Source organism: Halocynthiibacter sp. SDUM655004, from assembly GCF_026015885.1.
Classification (GTDB): domain Bacteria; phylum Pseudomonadota; class Alphaproteobacteria; order Rhodobacterales; family Rhodobacteraceae; genus Falsihalocynthiibacter; species Falsihalocynthiibacter halioticoli.
Window position 1 is genome coordinate 567,024 of sequence record NZ_JAPDUG010000001.1, and the last position, 19,443, is coordinate 586,466.

Below are 19,443 nucleotides of genomic sequence, written 5' to 3' on the forward strand. Positions count from 1 at the left end.
TTCGAATAGACGGAAACTGAAACTTACTTAAGAACAAGACCGCCTTTTGTTACGGCGTTGACCAAGCCTTTGCTGGCCTTGTCTGTCTTACCTTTTCCGCCATTGTTTTTCCCGGCGGGTGGGCTCAGGCTATCAACAGTCCAAACAGTTTTGCCGGATTTAGTTTGAACTTCTGCAGCAGTAGCAGGGAGTGCAAGCGCAACGAGCGAAGCGGCGGTAAGTGCGATGATTTTCATAATATCCTCCAAAATGTGTTAACGTAGGGTAGTACGAGGACGAATTCGCTACGGATCAAATCATCACGAAGCTGTGAACTCTGGACTGCTGCTAGCAGTGTTTTTTAGCGCGGGCGAAGTGAAATTGAACCCTGCCCACACCAATCTAAGAGCTAAAGCAACCCGCGTCTTGCGAGGTTGGTCATGAGTGCGCGGGCGCCAAATGTCCACTCGGGGCATTCGGTCGAGAGTTTCACCGTGTTGGTGAGCGCGCCAAGATCATCACAGGAGATTGTCACGACGTCGCCGATTTTGTGGGTGAAACCACCACCGGGTGTGTCGCGGTCTTGGGTCGGAGCAAAGAGCGTGCCGAGGAACAACATGAAGCCGTCGGGGTATTGATGGTGACGTCCGATTGTCTGTTTGACAAGATTTGCGGGATCGCGGCTGATCTGGTTCATCGAAGAATGGCCTTCGAGCAGGAAGCCATCCTCGCCCTCAACACGCAGATCAACTTCGGCATTACGAACGTTGTCGAGCGTGAAGCTATCGTCAAAGAGGCGGATCATCGGGCCGATGGCGCAGGATGCGTTGTTGTCCTTTGCTTTGGAGAGCAAGAGCGCGGAGCGACCTTCGACATCGCGCAGGTTCACGTCATTGCCGAGCGTTGCGCCCTTAATCTCGCCTCGGGAATTCACGGCAAGCACGACCTCTGGTTCTGGGTTGTTCCAGTTGGAGATGGGATGCAGCCCGATATCTGCGCCATGGCCGACCGAGGAGAGGACCTGTGCCTTTGAAAACACTTCTGCGTCTGGGCCGATACCAACTTCGAGATACTGGCTCCACAACCCTTCGGCAATCAAGGCCTGCTTCACAGCTTCGGCTTCTTCCGATCCGGGTGTGATATTTGAAAGGCTGTCGCCAATTCGCGCGCCGATCCGAGCGCGGATGTCTTGTGCTTTAGAAGCGTCGCCTGCGGCCTGCTCTTCGATTACGCGCTCAACCATCGAGCCGGCGAATGTTACGCCGCATGCTTTGACAGATTGCAAATCGCAGGGTGCAAGCCATGTGTGACTGTCATCCAAAGAGCCAACTAGCGAGCCTTTTGCGGATTTCACATAGGCGGCAGCGTCCTCGCGTTCGAGGATATCACGCACGGTCGGGGCTTCTTTGCTGGTGATGTCAAAGAGTTGGCCGTCGCGAAGCGTCACGATAGCTGGGCCAATACCCGCGCGTTCGATGCGCCCGAGCCAAATACCGTCGGGAAGGGAGAGTTTTGTCATGATTTGTCCTTTAATTTGTAGGCGCGTTGGGCGTTGCCACCCATAATCGCGGCTCGCTCTGCTTCAGAGAGCGAGGCCAGAAACTGTTCTGTCATTCCGACCCATTCCTGATAGGTCGTGGCAAGCGTGCAGACCGGCCAGTCGCTTCCCCAGATGAGGCGCGTTGGTCCGAATGTTTCGAGTAGCTGGTCCACATAGGGCTTCACCGCTTCAAACGACCAACGATCATCGGCCTCGGTGGCGAGGCCCGACAGTTTACAAAAGGCCGTGGTGTCGTTGGCGATCTTGGACATACCGTTGGCCCAATCGTCGAATTCCGCGTTGCGGATTTGAGGTTTGGAGGCGTGGTCGATCACACAAGTCAGTCCGCTGTGGCGCGTGAGAAGCGTGTGTAGGTTGTCGAGATGGATTGGGAAGGTCAGCGCATCAAAGGCAAGATTGTGTGCCTGAAGCGCGTCAAACACAGATGTGAATTGCTCAGTTAGCATCCAGTCAGGGTCCGGAATGCTCTGGATCATCGGCCGAACACCCACAAGATGCGGGTCACGGGCGAGCTTCTCAAGCGTAGCGATTGCGTCTTTGGCTTCAAAATCAATCCAGCCGACAACGCCGCTGATCATCTCGTGGGTTGCAGCCAACTCCAGAAGGTACTCTGTTTCGGCCACTGTTGGTGCGGCTTGAACTGCGATTGTTCCGTCTATTTTTGCTGTCTCGAGCATTGGTGCGAGATCGGCCGGGAGAAAATCCCGATAGATATCCGCCAATTCCGGTGTGAGCCAATCATAGTCGCCACGGGCGAGCGCCCAGAAATGCTGGTGTGCATCGATCCGCATATCTATCCCTTCTTGTATGGCGTTGAAGTGGGTGTTGGAGCTTGCTCGTGAAGCAAGCCTTGCGCACGGAGATCAGACCAAAACGCTTCGGGAATGTCGGTAAAGGCCCATTCGAGAGTCTGGTCGAGTTCAGTTGTATTGCGCAGACCAGGGATAACGGACGCCACAAGTGGATGCGCGAGAGGGAACTGAAGCGCTGCTGCAGCGAGCGGGACGCCGTGATCCTGTGCGGTGGCCTTTAGGCGCTTTACGCGGGCGACAACATCTTCAGGGGCCGCGCCATAATTCCATGTATCTCCGCCAGCAAGAATGCCGGAGTTATATGGACCGCCGAGGATGATAGAGGTTTTCGCTTCCTCACATTCGGGAAGCAGATCGTCCAGAGAACCTTGTTCCAGAAGGGTGTAGCGACCCGCGAGGAGAAACGCATCCCAATCACCAATCTTTAGGCAATCGCGGCAGACCTTCGTTTCGTTCACACCGATGCCGATTGCTTTGATCTGACCGTTCTTGCGCAATTCGTCGAGCGCGCGATAACCGCCCTGTTCGAGGTCTTTGAAATGGCGAGCATTGTCCTCGCCGTGGGTCATTTCACCAATGTCATGCACCAACAACATATCGATCCGATCAAGACCAAGGCGCTGAAGGCTATCTTCGAACGAGCGCATAATGGCGTCATACCCATAGTCAAACACTTGATGGAAGGGCAGCGCATCAGGCCAGCCAAGTGCTCCTGCATCCGCAGGGAGACCTGGTTTCATAAGCCGACCGACTTTGGTTGAGAGGATATAGTCTGTATCGCGAATGGCATCGCCGACCATACGTTCCGAGCGGCCAAAGCCGTAAAATGGCGCGGTATCGTAATAGCGATAGCCAACGTCACGTGTTCGGGCCATCATTTCGCGCGCTGCGGTATTGTCGTTCGCTTGCAACAGACCACCAAGCGGCGCGCCGCCAAAACCGAGGACTGGCAAGCTGAGGGCGCCGCTGGCTAAAGTGCGTTCAGGGAGAGAGAGTTTGGTCATTTGGTTTCCATTCCGGTTAAGTGTTCGCCACGGAAATAGGCGCTGAGTTCTTCAGCGATCTTTGAGATTTCGCGTGCGGCGTCTTTGCGCGAGGCGGCTTTGTGGCCGTCAACGCGCTCAAGATAAGGGCAGGTTAGGGCGGCAATAGCATTCCCCGATGGGTCGAATATCGGGTATGTTAGGTTGGTCACGCCATAGAGCGTTTCGGATTTCTTATTATAGTAGCCGCGTCGTTTGACCTCGGCGACTTCGGTCAAGAACTTGTCGCGGTCGAGGGGCGGTTCGCCAGATACCGGCGCATGCCCGCTGATAAGCTCCTCGCGCTCGGCCTCGCTTCTGAAGGCCGCAAGAACACGACCTGCGCCCGAGTTCCAGAGCCCAAGGACAGCGCCGGTTCGAATCATCAGCCCCCAATTGCCAGGTGCCTCTACGGAGAGAATCACAACGATCGCTGCGTCGTTCTCCATGACGATATGACAGGACTGGCGAATGCTGCGCGCGAATTGCCGCATAAGAGGCTGCGCAACCTCCAGAACACGCTCGATTGGTGCGTGCTGCTGGGCCGTGGAAAATAGCTTCAAGCTCAACGAATATTGGTCTTTTGCAACACGCGAGACATAGCCGCGGCGCACCAAAGTCGAGAGCATCCGGTAGATTTCGCCCTGTGATTTATCGAGCGATTTCGCGATTGCGGACTGCGTCATCCCGCTCTCGTGCGCGGCCAGCAACTCAATAATGTCCAACCCTTTCTCAAGGGCTGGAGCGCGATATTTTACTGGGTCTTCGAGCTTCTTTTGCTGGGCCATGTGCCTTCCTTTTGGCCGGACGGTAGAGGGGGCAGGATATTGGGTCAATACAAAATGCAAATAAGAATTATCTATTCATATATGACGAAGCGACCTGTGCCTTGTTTTTGTTGAATAATCGAAAAAAATGTCGATTTCAACAAAAATGCATATTGCATACAGTAATCATTTATGGAAACCTAGTGAGCATCGAAACGACGGATGGAACGAACATGGCTCGAGTCAAAATTGATGCTCTGAGAAAAAGTTATGGCTCTGCACAGGTCATTCACGACATTGATCTTGATGTGCGTGACAAGGAGTTTGTGGCGCTTGTTGGTCCTTCGGGATGCGGTAAGTCGACGACCCTTCGTATGCTGGCCGGACTCGAAGATATTACAGGCGGGACCATCTCGATTGATGATCAGGTGATCAACGATCTTGACCCTGCGGACCGTGGTATCGCGATGGTGTTCCAATCCTACGCGCTTTACCCGCATATGTCGGTTGCCAAGAACATGTCGTTCGCGCTTCGGGTGGCAGGTAAGCCGAAAGCCGAGATTGATGCGCGTGTCAAAGAGGCTGCGCGTATTCTGCACCTTGAAGAATACCTTGATCGCCGCCCTGCGGATCTTTCGGGCGGTCAGCGCCAGCGCGTTGCAATGGGGCGGGCGATTGTGCGTCGTCCGGATGTATTCTTGTTTGACGAGCCGCTGTCCAACCTCGACGCCAAGCTGCGCACCCAGATGCGCACAGAGATTAAGCGGATTCACCAAGAGGTCGGCGCAACAACTGTTTACGTGACGCACGATCAGGTCGAGGCGATGACCTTGGCGGATCGTATTGTCATTATGCGTGGCGGACACATCGAACAGGCCGGTGCGCCTGACGAGGTGTATAACCACCCAGAGTCTGAATTCGTGGCGTCCTTCATCGGCTCTCCGCCCATGAACCTCACGCCTGCTGAGGTCGCCGATGGCGGCCTTGTTCTTGAGGATGGTACCAAGCTCCCTGTCAATCTGGCACGGTTCGAGGGCCTCTCTGCTGGTGACAAGGTGACATTTGGCCTGCGTCCCGATGACATTGTTCTAAGTGGGCACGGTATGGACGTTAACGAGCCTTGGAACAGCAAGGGGACCGTCAACCTATCTGAGCCTTTGGGGGGTGAAACGCTTGTATTCTTCCCCTTCGCCGGAAGCGAGTGGATCGCAAAAATGCTGAAACCACGAGCACTTAAGGTGGGCGAAGCCATCGACCTGCAATTCGACCTGTCGCGCTGTCACCTCTTTGACCGCGCCTCGGGCAAACGCATCAACAACACGAAATAACAGCACGTTCAACGGAGGAGGAACTCATGATTAAGAACGGACTATACGCAACGGGCATCGCTATGTCTGCGTTGCTGGCTAATGTGGCCACTGCGGAAACAACAGTTGTTTTCCAAGGAATGGGCGCAGAGCGCGAAGCCTTTAACAAGGAAGCGATCCGCCTGTTCGAAGAGCAAAACCCAGACATCAAGATCGACTATAGCTGGGTTGCAAACGAGCCATATAAGACCGGCATCAAAGTGATGCTTGAGTCTAACTCTCCGCCCGATCTTTACTTTGTTTGGGCCGGTTCCTTTGCAAATGATTTCGTGGATAGCGGCGTTGCCGAGAATATCCTCGACAGCTATGAGCGTGGCGATGCTTGGGGCGAAGCGCCCGCAGGCGTTGTGGACCAGTTCCGCTATAAAGACGGCCTCTATGGCGCGCCTGGCCAGCTGTACACAAAGTACTTCTGGAAGAACGATGCGTTCTTTGAGGAAAACAATCTAACAGCTCCAGAAACAATCGACGAGCTGATCGGTATGTGTCACCAGATCCGCGAAATCGATCCGCTGATGACGCCCGTTTCTTTCGGTGCATCGGAAAGCTGGACGATCAACCACTACCTGACCATCTTGTTCCAGCGTCATGTTGATCTGGAGACGATGCAAGGTGACTGGCACCTGACCAACGACGAAGAAAACCTTTGGGCGCATCCTGGTTACCTCAACGCGTTGAAAGATTTCAAACGTTTGGAAACCGAAGGCTGCTTCAACGACGGTATCAACTCGGTTGATCCTGGCGTGTCTCGCACAATGTTCGCTACAGAGCTTGCAGCGATGACATTCTGCGGTAGCTGGTGCCCACCGATCTTCAACTCCGAAGGGTTCGAAGGCAAATACTCTGCATTCCCGTTCCCGAAAGTTGAAGGCGGAGCAGGAGACCAAACTGGTGCGCTCGTAGGTGTTCAGGGGTATCAGGTCTCTGCAGCGACCGAAGAGCGTGAGGCAACTCTCAAGTTCCTCAGCTGGTTGCTGAGCCCAGAGATGCACGCCCTTCAGGCGCGTCTTTCCGGTCAGCTCTCTGCGAACGCAACAGCGCTCAAAGAAGGTGATCTTCCGAAAGAGTCGGTTGACCTGCTGAACCGTGTTGCTCAGGCAAACGTATCGGTGCCACCGCTCAACACAATCGTTGAGACTTCGGTAAGCGATGTGATCCTCAAGTCGGGTCAGGATCTGGTTGCCGGAACGGTCACACCAGAAGAGTTCATGGAACGCGTGCGTACTCAGGCTTTGGAAGCAAAGTCGCGGATGTAATCGCGTAAACAGGCGGCGCAGTATCCCTTTATGCGCCGCCACTTACCCCAATTCCCCCAATTCGGAATACGATGATGATTTATAACCGCAAAGTACACGGAACCTACTTCGACCTCGTGATGGTTTTGCCCGCGTTGTTGCTGTTTTCAATCTTCATTGTCTGGCCCGCAGTCGAAGCCATTTTCACGTCGCTTTATGCCTCCCCTAACCGTGGCGGAGATTTTGTCGGCCTTGCAAACTACCGCGAGATGGTTGGCGATCCTGTGTTCTGGATCGCGATGAAAAACAACCTGTTGTTCATCCTCTGCAACCTTGTGTTTCAGGTCGGGATAGGGACGATCTTCGCCGCCCTGCTTGACCGTGGCGTGCGTCGGTTCTCCACAACGATGCGGACAATTATCTTTGCGCCGCTTGTGATTGCGCCCGTAGCGATTGGTGTGGTGTGGTCCATGCTGCTTGAGCCGAACTTCGGTATGGTTCGTCAGCTGGCGAATACCGTCGGTATCAAATTGCCGTCCCAAGGGTTCCTAGGAAATCCAGACCTCGCGTTCTACTCAATCGTGGCTGTTGGTGCGTGGAACTACATCGGTTTCATGATGACAATCATGTTGGCCTCGATGCAGGCGATCCCGCGCGACCTCTATGAAGCTGCGCGCCTAGATGGCTCCTCTGCGATCCAGACGTTCTTTCACATCACATTGCCCGGCGTTAAGGGCGCGCTGATCCTCTGTTCGCTCATCGTGATTGTTGGGTCGTTCAAAACCTTCGAGATCGTCTATGTCCTGACCCGCGGTGGCCCAGGTAACACGACACAGGTCCTTGGTACCTACATCGTCGAGAGCGCCTTTACACTGTTCCGACCAAACTATGCCGCCGGTATGTCAGTGGTCGTGCTCATCGTCGCAATCTTCTTCGGATCCCTTCAGGTCCTCACGTCACGCAAACGGAAATAACCCATGTCAGCAGTCACACACACCGACCGCGCCGTTGTTCGCGCAAGCCACAAGAGCCACCCTGTCGTGCGCTGGCTCCGCCGGAACGTGCCCTATGTTATCCTCGTGTCTTACTGCGTGGTGGTTCTGGTTCCGATCGTTTGGGTTATGTTGGCCTCGGTCAAAACCCGCCGTGAGGTGTTCCTTTCGCCGCTCGGATTGCCAGACAGCATCCAATGGCAGAACTATTTCAACATCTTTGAAAGCGGCTTTCAGCACTACATCTGGAACTCGCTGGTGGTGACGATTGGCTCTGTGGTGCCGATGGTGATCGTGTCGATCATGGCCGCCTATGCGCTGGCGCGGCGTGTGTTTATCGGCCGTAAAACGATCTATCTCTTGATCGTTTTGACCTATGCGATTCCGATCCACTCTATCTTGATCCCGCTTTATCGGATCGTGGATGACTTCGGCATGCTCAACACCTATGCGGGCTTAATCTTGCCGCATATAGCGATTGGTATCCCGTTCTCTGTGGTGATCTTGTATTCGTTCTTCCTCGATTTCCCCGAGGAGTTGGAAGAGGCTGCGCGGCTGGATGGGTGTTCTCCTTGGCGCATCCTGTTTAGCGTAGTCCTTCCGCTTTCTGCTCCTGCGGTGTTGAGTGTCGTGATTTTTCAGACCGTGAGTGTTTGGAACGAGTTCCTTTGGGCCTCTATTGCCACTAGCGGTGAAGAGCGCCGTCTCTGGACCAATGGCATTATGCAGTTCCAAGGCGAATACAGCAGCGATTGGCCCAAAATCCTCGCAGTCGTGAACCTGATGATGGTGCCGCTTCTCGTGATCTACGTCCTGGCCCAGAAGCACTTTGTGCGCGCCTTTGCTGGAATGGGAAAATAGAATTACCTCCCCTAACTGGCCCCCTTTTTTGGAAGGGGGCCATTCTTTTGGGTGACAGTCAGACAACACAAAAAAACGGCGCTCCTATTGGGCGCCGTTTTTTTGTGTTTCGATTTTCAGAGTTAGGAAATCCGCTTCATATAGGGCGGAATGAGCCCTTCAGGTGGTGTTGGTTCTTCTTCGAAATACTCCAGCGTGGCACGCTCCGCCTGTACAAGGTGCGCGCGCATCATGTCCGCGGCCTCATCAAGCCGCCCTTCGCTCAGAGGAAGCAAGACGCGGTAGTGATCGCTGATCAGGCGGTTCATCTCGTTGCGACGCAGGTAACGATCGGTGACGCTGTGCGGAGCAAGCAAGAGGAGCTGGCTTCGATAGAGCGTCTCGCTCATGTGGCGGTTGGGGCAGCCCAAGACCAGCTTGCCGTGCAGGTCGTCTTCAAGCGTCGTAATGTCTTCTTTCTTTGGGCGTACGCCGCTTTGCAGAAGGCGGTCAACAAACTCGAACGCTGGGCCAACCACATCGGGCCCAAGCTCTTTTGCCGCTTCAACGAGCGCAACAGGCTCAAGCAGGCGGCGGATCTGGTAATAATCGCTAACGTCTTTGGACGTGAGAGCAGGGGCGCGCCAACGGCCGTTTGCGCCTTGCTCGATCAAGCCGACCCGTTCCAGGCGGCTTAGCATTTCATGGGATGTTGTGCGTGAGAAACCATAGTGCTCGGCAAGAGCGGTGCTGCCGATCGAAAACGTGCCATAACGCACACAGCCGGCAACAGTGATTTCAACAGTTGGATAGAGTGTGTCGCGCCACGAACGGTTGACCAGCACCTCTCCCTTGTCGACAGGGCTTTTGAGGTCTGTCTGGTCCATTTCCATTCGGATGGGTTTGTCGCGGCCTTTTCCGACCATAAACCCACGGCCGTCAAAACGGCTGATTAGACCAGCCTTTTCCATGCGTTCCAGCGCATCGGCAGCGGGCGCGCGGCTTACGCCGAAAAAGCGCCCGATGCTACTTTGTGTGAGGACAAGCCCCTTGGGTAATGTGCCATCTTTGATCGCTTCGCAAAGGGTGTCGAATACCATTTGGTTGCGCCGCGTGGGTGCATAGGTTTCGGCCTTATCGGAACGATCTGACATAAAATTAACCCTTAAATACTGGGAGCTTATCAAACTCCAGCTTGACGATATTGTCCAGCCCGTCTTGATATTTTAACGGCAAAACAAGGTGGAGATATTCACCTTCAACCGACCAGTTTACGGTGCCGGGTGTTACCATCTCAACAGACTTGACGTTACAGCCGCCGAGATGAAGCTCCAGAAGGTCGCCTTTTTCCGGCCAACGCTTCACGTGAAGGTAAACGGTTGTCCCCGTGTGGGTCGAGCCGCCCCATGTCCAGCGTGGGTATGGGCCGCCGCGTGTGCCATAGATTGTGTGACCGTATTTCTTCATCCAGTCGCCAACGGTGTTGAGCACGCGTTCTTGTTCGGGGGGAACAATGCCGTGCCGATCTGGGCCGATGTTCAGAACAAAGTTGCCGCCGCCTGTGGCGCAATCAACGATGTTGTTGATGCATGTTTCGGGTGTTTTGACGACTTCATTGAAGGAATAGGCCCACTGGTCACCAAGCGTGATTGTGGCTTCCCATGCCTCATCAGGGTTGTAGTCCCCAACGCGCTGCTCTGGTGTATAGAAATCGCAGGGCATTGCGCAACGGTCATTGATAACCATGTCTGGCTGCCATTTGCGCATCTTTTTGATGAGGTTTTCAGCGTCCCAGAGGGTTGGGTCGTGCGGCTTGTAAAACGGCTCTGGCGCTGCGCGACCTGTTACGTTGCCTTCTCCACCAAGGCCATCAAACCACCATGCCGCGATCTTCCCGTATTTGGTGCAAAGCTCTTCGACCTGCGCGTGCAGATAGTCGATGTAGTTTTGGTGATTTTCGGTCCGGTAATCGGGGTGGTGCCAGTCAGGCTGTGAATAATAAACAGCAAAAGCCATACCCGCTTCGTGGCAGGCATCCGCGAGTTCTTTGGTCAGGTCACGACCAGCGGGGCATTCAGGCGCAGTCACCTTGTAGGAGTTGTGCGCGGTATCGAAGTTCGAAAAGCCGTCGTGGTGTTTGGTGGTGAGGTAAATGTACTTGAAACCCCAGTCCTGCGCTTTGGCCACGAGAGCGGGCGCGTCGAAATCGCGAGCGTCGAAATACTTATAGAGCGAATCATATAGCTCGGCGGGAATCATCACGCGTGGAGATACATCGCGACCACGGGTTTTCAGGTAAATTTCGGGCTTATCGCCTTCACGCGACCAGCTGATTTCGTGTCCTGCAACGCTTGACGGGTTCCAATGAAGGAAGAGGCCGTAGCGCATGTCCATAAATTGATCGACTTGGGGGGTGGCCCCGAAAGTATTGGGCATTTTTTTGATCCTGTAGTGTTGTCTGGCAAAAACAGGATAGACTAATATGCATATTGCATGCAATAAGCATAAATGAGCTGATGCCAGAAAATTTGGATCAGCAGCTTTGAATTTAGATGCCTGGAAACGAACTATGCCCAAAATCGAACGTGTCGAGATAACGATGGTGAATCTTGCGCCCAAAACGCTGCGCGAAGATGCCATTCAAACCTTTACTTGTCAGGAAACTCCGCTGGTTACGATCACCGACAGCGACGGTGTCTGCGGAACCGGATACTGCTATACCATCGGCACCGGGGGCCCCTCGGTTGTGGCGCTTCTTGAGAAGAGTTTCGCGCCTGCGCTCATTGGCAAAGACCCTGAGCGAATCGGCGGAATTTGGCACGAACTTCTACTTCAAACGCACGCGACGTCGGTCGGGGCGATCACATCGCTCGCGCTGGCTGCAGTAGACACGGCGCTTTGGGATATGGCGTGTAAACGCGCGAAGTTGCCACTGTGGAAAGCTGTTGGTGGCGCGCGCGAAAGCATCCCTGTTTACTCGACAGAGGGCGGTTGGCTTCAGATCGAAACACCTGCTTTGGTCGAGGATGCGCTGGCGAAACAAGCCGCGGGATTCGGCGGGGCAAAATACAAAGTCGGCCACCCGCATGTGGCAACAGATGCCAAGCGTCTGGCTGCTGTGCGTGAGGCCGTAGGTGATAATTTCGACATCATGACCGACGCGAACCAGTCCTTCTCGCTCTCGGAATCCATTCGCCGTGCGAAAATGCTCGAAGAGCAGGGCATCGCTTGGTTCGAGGAACCCCTCAAGGCCGATAACGTAACGGCTCACGCCGAACTTGCGCGTTCGACATCGGTTCCGATTGCTGTTGGTGAGAGCATCTATTCCCTTAGCCAATTCAAGGAATATCTGGTGCATGGCGCGGCCAGCATCATTCAGGTTGATGTTGCGCGGATTGGCGGGATCACACCGTGGCTCAAGGTTGCTGCATTGGCGGAAGCACATGGCGTTGTAGTATGTCCGCACTTCCTCATGGAGCTGCATTTGCCGCTCGTATGTGGGATCAACAATGCACAGTGGCTGGAGTATATTCCGCAGCTTGATCTGATTACAGAGCACGGCATTACAATGAAAGATGGGCGCGCTTATCCATCAGATGAAGCCGGGCTTGGCATCGCTTGGGACTGGGACGCCATTCAGAAGAATGCTTCCTACGGCGCAGAAATCTAAGTTACTGAAAAGAATTTACTAAAATGAAGGGGCAGCATCCGTGCTACCCCTTTTTTTGTTTGGTATCGCAACACAAAAAAACACCCGCTGGAGTGGAGGCCAGCGGGTGTTTGATTTGACCGTATTGCCGTTGTTAGGCTCGGGTCAACTCGATCATGGCATGTCCTTTTAGGACAGGCACAGTGAATTTCACACGACCGTCTTTGGCCTCGAACGGAAGCTCGCGACCCTCCGGTACGATTTTAACAGCGGAGATATCGTCTGCTTCGACGTCGACTTCGATGTCATGCAGCGGGATGATGTCCTGAATGGGTTGGATCGCATCGCCGCGCAAGTTGCCGCGCTGGACCGGTGTCGCGAACAGCATATGCAGTATATCGCGCCCCTCTTGCGCGCGCAGTGTCGCACGCCCCGCAGTTGGGAGAGATGTCTGGATCATCTGTGGTTGGCCAAGCGCCTGACGCACGACGTTGCCGATAATCTGCAAGAGCGCAACGGCACCCGTTTGGTGATAGATCGAGAATACGGGGTGCGCCAAACGCGTTACCGCCCCATCGCTCGCACCAAATACAAACCCGCTTGGCTCCGGCCGTGCTGGTGTGTGTAGGTGGCCGCTAAAGTATTGTTTCTCGCGGTTAAAGTACGGGTTGAACAGCATTCCGAGGCTTTTCGCATCGTCCGCGGCCAAAAGCTGCGGCGCTTGATACATAAACATCGGATCATTCACGAACTCCGCGCGCAGGCTTTCGATTGGAAGCGCATAATCGCCGCCCGTGAATTTGGAAACACCGTGATGCGTTGCGCCAGCGGGGTATAGCATGCCGTCGTCCGAAATGCCGCTTGCGCCGGTCAACAATAGACGTCCACCGTTTGCGATAAAGGCATCAAGTCGCGTTTTCAGATCTTCTGAAACAGGGATCGCATCGGGCAGGATGATCAGGCGATAAGGTGAGAAATCAGCATCGTCATCCAACAGATCGAACGTAAAGCGGTTTTCCAGAAGCGCGCGCACAGTTCCATCATCCACATTGCTGTGGTGGCTTGGCACGTCAGAGAACAGCGGGTGGCCAACAGCCTCGTGCGAGATTACGCCGATTTCTGCTTTGTTGGTGCTGCCGATCGCCCAAGGCTCACAAGCCTCTACATGGTCATAGGCTTCGCCGATGATTTTATAGGTTGAATGGTCGACGCTGCCAGACGGGTTCAGGTGATCGCCGATGCAAATCCGCGCGCCCTGCGCAAGCATTGCGCCGCATTCATACACAAGCGCTTCAGGCTTTTTATATCCGCCCATTTCGCCCCACATATGGTGGAATTTGCCTGTCATTCCGAGGAATGGCATGCCCAAAGGCTCGACATAACGCGCGGAAACGGGGAAGTGCTCATAGCCCCATTGTCCTGTAGGCAGGCTCTCGATTTCGATGTGGCTAAAGTATTTGCGCAGAACCTCAGAGCGCCCGCGGCGGATGTGACCAAGGTTAAAGAACAGCGGCACATCGCCTTTGTCTGCAATGGCTTTCACGCGCTCAAAGAACCGCATCGATGTCAGTTCGGCGAATTGGTCGCGATGTTCGGCGTCAGTCCAGTCTAGACCTTCGGCCTCCATCCCTTGCTGCGCCCAAACCGAAACCGATGGCTTCTGGAAGCAGATATCGATCCACAATCCATCCATCTGTGGGTAGTGAGTGACGGCTTCGTCGATTTGGGCGCAGAGGTAGTCAGTGTAGGGCGAGGACAGGTCCAGATACTTCCAAACACCTTCGTGTTTATTGTCACCTGGGAACTGAAGCGGGCGGCTGAAATCCGGTGCGACGACGCGCCATTCAGGGTGGCGTTGCGCAGCGAGTTCGTCCCAGATTGCAGAAAGGTAAACCGGTGTCTTGATCCCGACGCCTTGCAACGCTTCGATTTGCGCGCCCATCAGATCGCTGTCCAAATGGGGGTGCATCTCGCCGACTTTGGTCGGGTGATAGGAGTATCCGTGGTGGCATTTGGAGAAAACATTTACCGAATCCACCTTCGCATCACTGAACGCCTTGGCGAAGTCGGCAGGATCAAACTGCGAACCGATATCTGTAATTTGAGGGGCGGTGTGAAAGTCGAGGTGTATTTGGCGAAAGCGCATCTCGTAGTCCTGATTGAGTGGGTATGCCTTTTGCTTACGAATATTGCATGCACTATGCAATAAGTTTCTTCACATGATTTTTCGAATGCCCGAATTCCGCAGATGCGAAGGGGCTAAACAGGTATCGGAGAAATGGCTCTAGGCTATTGGAATGACTTGAAAACGAGCGCTAGGCGCGTTGGATGAGCTCGTACGGCAAAAGTATTTCGCGCGCTGCGCCATTGCCGGTCAGAGTCTGCATTTGCTCCACCGCAGTGCGCGCAAGCTCGACATGTGGAACGCGCACCGTGTTGAGCCACGGGGCAAGCCATTCGTTCATTGGGTTGTCATCAAACCCGTAAATCCGAAGTTGATCCGGAACGGCAATGCCGCGCTCCAAGCAGCGCCGGTAAACGCCATATGCGATCTGGTCGTTGCCGCAAAAAATCGCATCGAGATTCTTGTCATCCAAAAGTGGGCCTGCGCAATCATAGCCGCTTTCCATCGACAGGCGCGCTTCTTTTATGGCATTTGGCGCGATATTCGCGCCCGCATCGCGCGCGGCGTCAAGCATACCACGCAGCCGCCTTGCGCTTGTATCGGAACTTTCTGGCCCGTGAATGATTGCGATGTTGCGAAGGTCTCTTCGTGCGCCAGACCGCATCTGCGCGCGGGCGGCGGCCTCATCATCAATGCCGACGAACGAAATCTCAGGGCAAGACTGAAGTCGGCGGTTGATAAACACAACTGGGTCGTTCTTCGTCAGAGTGGTTAAGCCTGGGCTATCTACGGCGCAGAGAAAGAAAACACCGGAAACCTGCCGTGATCGAATGTCTTCAATGCAGCGGTCTTGCGTCTCGGCATCTTCATTTGACGTATAGACAAGAAGCGCGGACTTTTCGGCAGAGAGAAGGCGCTCCAACTCCCATGCAATTGCGGCATAAAAGTTGTTTTGAATGTTTGAATTGATCAGCGCAAAGGTGTTGGTCGATTGCGATCTTAGCGCGCGTCCTGCCTGGTTCGGGCGATAGTTGAGGGCTTGTGCCGCCGCCGCAACTTTCTCCTGCGTTGCTTTTGATACGCTGCCTGAGCCGGAGTTGAGTGCACGCGAAACGCTGGCAATCGAAACGCCCGCGCGCTTGGCAACATCGCGAATAGAAACCGCACCAGATTCTGACTGGCGTGGATTTCTCGATTTGTCGTCGCGGGATGCTCCCATACGTCCTCCTGTTTAGGCAAAAGAAACGGCGCGGCAGAACAAGTCAAGTGATCAAAGTCTGCGCCGAACGATTCGCCCGTATTTGGCTCCCGACATGTAAATCATATTGGAAACGTTTACAATTGCGAGTTGGTGCGCAAGTGATTGTGGCGCAGCAAGCAGCCTCCAGCTATTCGCCTTATTTTTATGCCAATAATATGATTTTGATTAATCAATATAGGGGCTATGAGGCGACCATCTCTTCATGCGGTAAAGAAAATCCGTTGACAAGTGTAAACGTTTCCTTTGATCATACCGTCAACTGAGGAGGAGCTGTGACAGGTGTTGTTGCGATCATAGGAGCGGGAATTGTCGGCCGATCTTGGGCGATATGTTTTGCGCGTGCGGGCATTTCGGTTCGTTTGTTTGATGCTGCCTCCGGAGTGGCCGAAGCGGCGATTTCTGAAATTGCGCAGCAACTCGTTGGCCTCGAGGAAAAAGGGCTGCTTGGAAGCAGATCCCAATCTGAAATCCTTGAAGCGATTGTTTCCACGGAGGCGTTGGCAGAAGCAGTGGCGCCAGCCGACTATATTCAGGAGAATGGCCCGGAACGCCTTGCGGTCAAACAGGCGCTTACCCAAGAAATTGATGCTTTAGCGCGCTCCGGTGTGCCGATTGCCAGTTCGACCTCTGCGATTTTACCGTCTGAGATCGCGCGGAATACTGCGGGCAAGTCGCGCTGTCTTGTTGCGCACCCGCTTAACCCGCCTCATCTGATCCCCGCTGTCGAGATTGTTCCCTCAACGGACACGGATGCTGAAATTGTTCAGCAAGTTGCAGCCCTCATGCAGTCGATTGGCCAAACGCCAGTCGTGGCGCGGCACGAGGCCGAAGGGTTTATCATGAACCGCCTTCAAGGGGCTTTGCTTGATGAGGCCGTCAAGCTGGTTGCTGAAGGGATTGCTGATCCTGCCGATGTTGACCGCGCAATGAGCGCAGGGCTTTCGCGGCGCTGGTCCTTTATGGGGCCGTTTGAAACCATCGATTTGAATGCGCCCGGTGGCATAGCCGAGTTCTTTGACCGCTACGGAGAGGCTTACCGCGCAATCGGACGCGAACGCCCTGCGCGTTACGATTGGAACGGGCCCGTGGCTGAGCAGCTTGTAGCATCGCGCCGAAACGAACTCCCCGCCAAAGATTTACAAGACCGCCAGAACTGGCGCGACGACAGGCTTGCTGAGCTTGCGGCGTTCTGGACGAACAAAGGAACCGAGATTCATGGCTAAGCCAAGAAAAGTTATCATTAGCTGTGCATTGACCGGCGCGATTCATACGCCTTCTATGTCGCCGCATCTGCCTGTCACGCCTGATGAAATAATTGCGGAAGGACGTCGCGCGGCCGACGCTGGGGCGAGCATTCTGCATGTTCACGCACGCGATCCGGAAACAGGTCGGCCAGATCAATCCGTCGAGGCTTTTTCGCGCATTTTGCCTGCGCTCAAGGAAACCGGAGCCGTCATTAATGTAACGACGGGCGGCAGCCCTTTTATGGATGTCTCCGAACGCGCTGCGCCAGCGCTTCATTATAAACCGGAGCTGGCGTCGCTCAACATGGGGTCGATGAATTTCGGGCTCTATCCGATGCTCGACCGGTTCTCCGAGTTTGAGCATGACTGGGAGCGCTCGCATTTGGAGAATTCGAAGGATGTGATCTTTAAGAACACCTTCGGCGATATCGAATATATTCTTGGTGGCGGCCTTAAGAATGGTACGCGCTTTGAGTTCGAATGCTATGACATAAGCCATCTCTATTCGTTGCAACATATGGCAGCGCGAAAAGGGATCGAAGGCACGCTGTTTGTACAGTCGGTTTTCGGTCTCCTTGGGGGGATCGGCGGACATCCCGAGGACGTTCAAATGATGCGCCGCACCGCGGATCGGCTTTTGGGCGACCGATATGAATGGTCGGTCTTGGGAGCTGGAGCCAACCAGTTGCGCATCGCGGCCATGTCGGCGGCGATGGGAGGGCACATTCGCGTTGGTCTAGAGGACTCGCTCTGGGCTGGACCGGGTGAGAAGGCCACGTCATCCGCACAGCAAGTAGAGCTTGTTGGCCAAATCCTCGCTGGTGTTGGAGCCGAAATGGCAACTCCTGATGAAGCGCGCGATATCCTTGGGCTTAAAGGTGCATCGGAGGTTAATTTCTGATGCAGATTTCCGTTTTCGCAGATGTGAAACCGCTTCTTGGCGAAAGCCCCCTGTGGGATGCCGAGACGCAGCGCCTCTATTTCATAGATGGGCTGGGTAAGCGGATTTTTCGCACAGACGGAAACGGCGCAAACATAACGTCTTGGATTATGCCGTCGGAGATTGGCTCAATCGCACTTGCGCGCGAAGACCGTTTGCTTGTTGCGCTGCGCGACGGATTTCATTGGCTGGACCTTGAGAGCGGAGAGTTGACGTTCATCGCCAACCCTGAACCAGATGCCGCGAAAAACAGGTTGAATGACGGTAAGGTTGATCCCGCTGGCCGGTTTGTTTGTGGGTCAATGGATACGGGCGAAGAGAGCCCGACGGGCATGCTCTGGCAGCTGGGCTCGGGCATGTCTCTTCGCAAGCTTGATAACGGAATAATCTGCTCCAACGGCCCATGTTGGTCGCCCGACGGCACAACGTTGTATTTCGCTGACAGCTTCCAGAGCGAGATTTACGCCTACGACTATGACGTCAAAACAGGCAGTGCCACCAACAAGCGCGTTTTTGTCGAGATGGATAAGTCACGCGGCGGCGCGCCCGATGGAGCAACTGTTGATGCAGAAGGTTTTATTTGGTCGGCGGGCGTTTTTGACGGCAGGATTTTCCGTTACGCGCCAGATGGTTCGGTTGATCGCATTATTGAAATGCCAGTTTGTAAAATCACCAGCCTGAATTTCGGCGGCGCTGATCTAGACCGTCTTTTCGTGACCTCAATGGCCGAACCGCCACTGCCGAAATATCCCGGCGATGGCCCGCTTCGTGGCGCTGTATTCGTGATTGACGGTTTGCCTACGCACGGCATTGCCGAACCACGGTTCGCAGGGTGAGGAGGGGCAGAACGTGACACATCCGAAAACAGCGATCGTAACAGGAGCCGCACAAGGCATCGGCGAGGCGGCAGTGCTTCGGCTCAAGCAAGATGGCGTGAAGCGGTTTTTGTTGATCGATTGGCAATCAGAACCACTTGATGCACTTGCCGCCAAACTCGAAAGCGACGGCGCAGAGGCTCAGAGCCTAAGCATCGACCTGCGCGACATCGATACAGTAACCAGCCAAATTGGCGCAGCGATTCAAAAGCTGGGCGCGGTCGATATTTTGGTGAATGCGGCGGGCACAACCGAACGCGGCGGCCTGGCTGATACAACGCCCGATGCCTTTGATCGCATCTTTGCGCTCAATGTGCGTGCGCCGTTTTTCCTAATGCAGACCGTTGCGCCCGTAATGCGGCGTGGTGGTGTAATCGTGAATATTTGCTCCATGCTTGCCTATGGCGGCCCGCCCTTCCTTTTGGCGTATTCCTCTTCGAAGGCTGCGCTAGCAGGGTTGACCAAGGGCGCTGCAAACACGCTCAAGCGTGATGGTCTGCATGTTTTTGGCATCAATCTCGGCTGGACATGGACGCCTGCCGAACAAGAGGTGCAAACCAAGGTGCATGGCCTGCCGGAGGACTGGGCCGACACTCTCGGGGCAAAACAACCCTTCGGGCGTTTGTTGATGCCCCAAGACCCCGCCGCCCTCATCTCTTTCCTCGCCTCTTCGGACGCGGCGATGATGACGGGGGCAATAATCGATCTTGATCAATACGTTGCAGGCACTGTGGACGACAATCCCGGCGCCTAATGCCAATCGGGGCGGAAAAT

The 19,443-nt window shown here is 54.6% G+C and carries 18 protein-coding genes; 9 read left to right on the forward strand and 9 right to left on the reverse strand.

Annotation, left to right across the window (positions count from 1 at the left end; genetic code table 11):
- Nucleotides 1-23: 23 nt before the first annotated feature.
- The 5 genes from N9C89_RS02830 to N9C89_RS02850 form a co-directional block, all read right to left on the reverse strand.
- On the reverse strand, nt 24-236 hold the full coding sequence (locus tag N9C89_RS02830; protein WP_263952324.1) for a hypothetical protein: 213 nt from the start codon (nt 234-236) through the stop codon (nt 24-26).
- Nucleotides 237-388: 152 nt separating this feature from the next.
- A complete protein-coding gene (locus N9C89_RS02835; protein WP_263952325.1) occupies nt 389-1,498 on the reverse strand; it encodes a fumarylacetoacetate hydrolase family protein in 1,110 nt (369 codons plus the stop codon).
- Entirely contained in the window at nt 1,495-2,331 is an 837-nt protein-coding gene (locus tag N9C89_RS02840) for an amidohydrolase family protein (protein ID WP_263952326.1), read from the reverse strand. The genes N9C89_RS02835 and N9C89_RS02840 overlap by 4 nt, the downstream gene beginning before the upstream one ends.
- A 2-nt stretch (nt 2,332-2,333) precedes the next feature.
- Nucleotides 2,334-3,356: an aldo/keto reductase gene (locus N9C89_RS02845; protein WP_263952327.1), complete on the reverse strand. Its 1,023-nt coding sequence runs from the start codon at nt 3,354-3,356 to the stop codon at nt 2,334-2,336.
- The gene (locus N9C89_RS02850; RefSeq protein WP_263952328.1) at nt 3,353-4,162 is read right to left on the reverse strand and encodes an IclR family transcriptional regulator; all 810 of its coding nucleotides are present in this window, start codon (nt 4,160-4,162) and stop codon (nt 3,353-3,355) included. The genes N9C89_RS02845 and N9C89_RS02850 overlap by 4 nt, the downstream gene beginning before the upstream one ends.
- Nucleotides 4,163-4,374: 212 nt before the next feature.
- Here N9C89_RS02850 and N9C89_RS02855 point away from each other — a divergent pair, with 212 nt between their 5' ends.
- The 4 genes from N9C89_RS02855 (at nt 4,375) to N9C89_RS02870 (ending at nt 8,596) form a co-directional block, all read left to right on the forward strand.
- Nucleotides 4,375-5,469 carry an ABC transporter ATP-binding protein gene (locus tag N9C89_RS02855; RefSeq protein ID WP_263952329.1) on the forward strand — a complete coding sequence of 365 codons (1,095 nt, stop codon included), beginning with the start codon at nt 4,375-4,377 and terminating at the stop codon, nt 5,467-5,469.
- Between the two features lie 26 nt (nt 5,470-5,495).
- Nucleotides 5,496-6,764 (forward strand): ABC transporter substrate-binding protein, encoded by a 1,269-nt coding sequence (locus N9C89_RS02860; RefSeq protein ID WP_263952330.1) that lies wholly within the window; start codon nt 5,496-5,498, stop codon nt 6,762-6,764.
- A 71-nt stretch (nt 6,765-6,835) separates the two neighbouring features.
- On the forward strand, nt 6,836-7,717 hold the full coding sequence (locus N9C89_RS02865) for a carbohydrate ABC transporter permease (protein ID WP_263952331.1): 882 nt from the start codon (nt 6,836-6,838) through the stop codon (nt 7,715-7,717).
- A 3-nt stretch (nt 7,718-7,720) separates the two neighbouring features.
- Entirely contained in the window at nt 7,721-8,596 is an 876-nt protein-coding gene (locus N9C89_RS02870; RefSeq protein WP_263952332.1) for a carbohydrate ABC transporter permease, read from the forward strand.
- Nucleotides 8,597-8,718: 122 nt separating this feature from the next.
- Here the strand turns inward: N9C89_RS02870 and N9C89_RS02875 are convergent, their stop codons facing one another.
- On the reverse strand, nt 8,719-9,729 hold the full coding sequence (locus N9C89_RS02875) for a GntR family transcriptional regulator (RefSeq protein WP_263952333.1): 1,011 nt from the start codon (nt 9,727-9,729) through the stop codon (nt 8,719-8,721).
- Between the two features lie 4 nt (nt 9,730-9,733).
- Complete coding sequence (locus tag N9C89_RS02880; RefSeq protein ID WP_263952334.1) at nt 9,734-11,011, reverse strand: alpha-L-fucosidase; 1,278 nt, start codon at nt 11,009-11,011, stop codon at nt 9,734-9,736.
- A 133-nt stretch (nt 11,012-11,144) separates the two neighbouring features.
- Between N9C89_RS02880 and N9C89_RS02885 the strand changes: the two genes are divergently transcribed.
- Nucleotides 11,145-12,245 carry a mandelate racemase/muconate lactonizing enzyme family protein gene (locus N9C89_RS02885; protein ID WP_263952335.1) on the forward strand — a complete coding sequence of 367 codons (1,101 nt, stop codon included), beginning with the start codon at nt 11,145-11,147 and terminating at the stop codon, nt 12,243-12,245.
- 133 nt (nt 12,246-12,378) lie between these two features.
- On the opposite strand, the gene N9C89_RS02890 is transcribed toward N9C89_RS02885, so the two are convergent.
- Nucleotides 12,379-14,370, reverse strand: a complete 1,992-nt coding sequence (locus N9C89_RS02890; protein WP_263952336.1) for an alpha-amylase family protein — start codon at nt 14,368-14,370, stop codon at nt 12,379-12,381.
- A 169-nt stretch (nt 14,371-14,539) separates the two neighbouring features.
- Nucleotides 14,540-15,568 (reverse strand): LacI family DNA-binding transcriptional regulator, encoded by a 1,029-nt coding sequence (locus N9C89_RS02895; protein ID WP_263952337.1) that lies wholly within the window; start codon nt 15,566-15,568, stop codon nt 14,540-14,542.
- Nucleotides 15,569-15,882: 314 nt separating this feature from the next.
- Here N9C89_RS02895 and N9C89_RS02900 point away from each other — a divergent pair, with 314 nt between their 5' ends.
- The 4 genes from N9C89_RS02900 to N9C89_RS02915 are packed head-to-tail and all read left to right on the forward strand — an operon-like array spanning nt 15,883 to nt 19,423.
- Entirely contained in the window at nt 15,883-16,833 is a 951-nt protein-coding gene (locus N9C89_RS02900) for a 3-hydroxyacyl-CoA dehydrogenase (protein ID WP_263952338.1), read from the forward strand.
- Entirely contained in the window at nt 16,826-17,755 is a 930-nt protein-coding gene (locus N9C89_RS02905; protein ID WP_263952339.1) for a 3-keto-5-aminohexanoate cleavage protein, read from the forward strand. Before N9C89_RS02900 ends, N9C89_RS02905 begins: the two co-directional genes overlap by 8 nt.
- Entirely contained in the window at nt 17,755-18,630 is an 876-nt protein-coding gene (locus N9C89_RS02910) for an SMP-30/gluconolactonase/LRE family protein (RefSeq protein ID WP_263952340.1), read from the forward strand. The genes N9C89_RS02905 and N9C89_RS02910 overlap by 1 nt, the downstream gene beginning before the upstream one ends.
- Nucleotides 18,631-18,643: 13 nt before the next feature.
- Nucleotides 18,644-19,423, forward strand: a complete 780-nt coding sequence (locus N9C89_RS02915; RefSeq protein WP_263952341.1) for an oxidoreductase — start codon at nt 18,644-18,646, stop codon at nt 19,421-19,423.
- Nucleotides 19,424-19,443 lie beyond the last annotated feature (20 nt).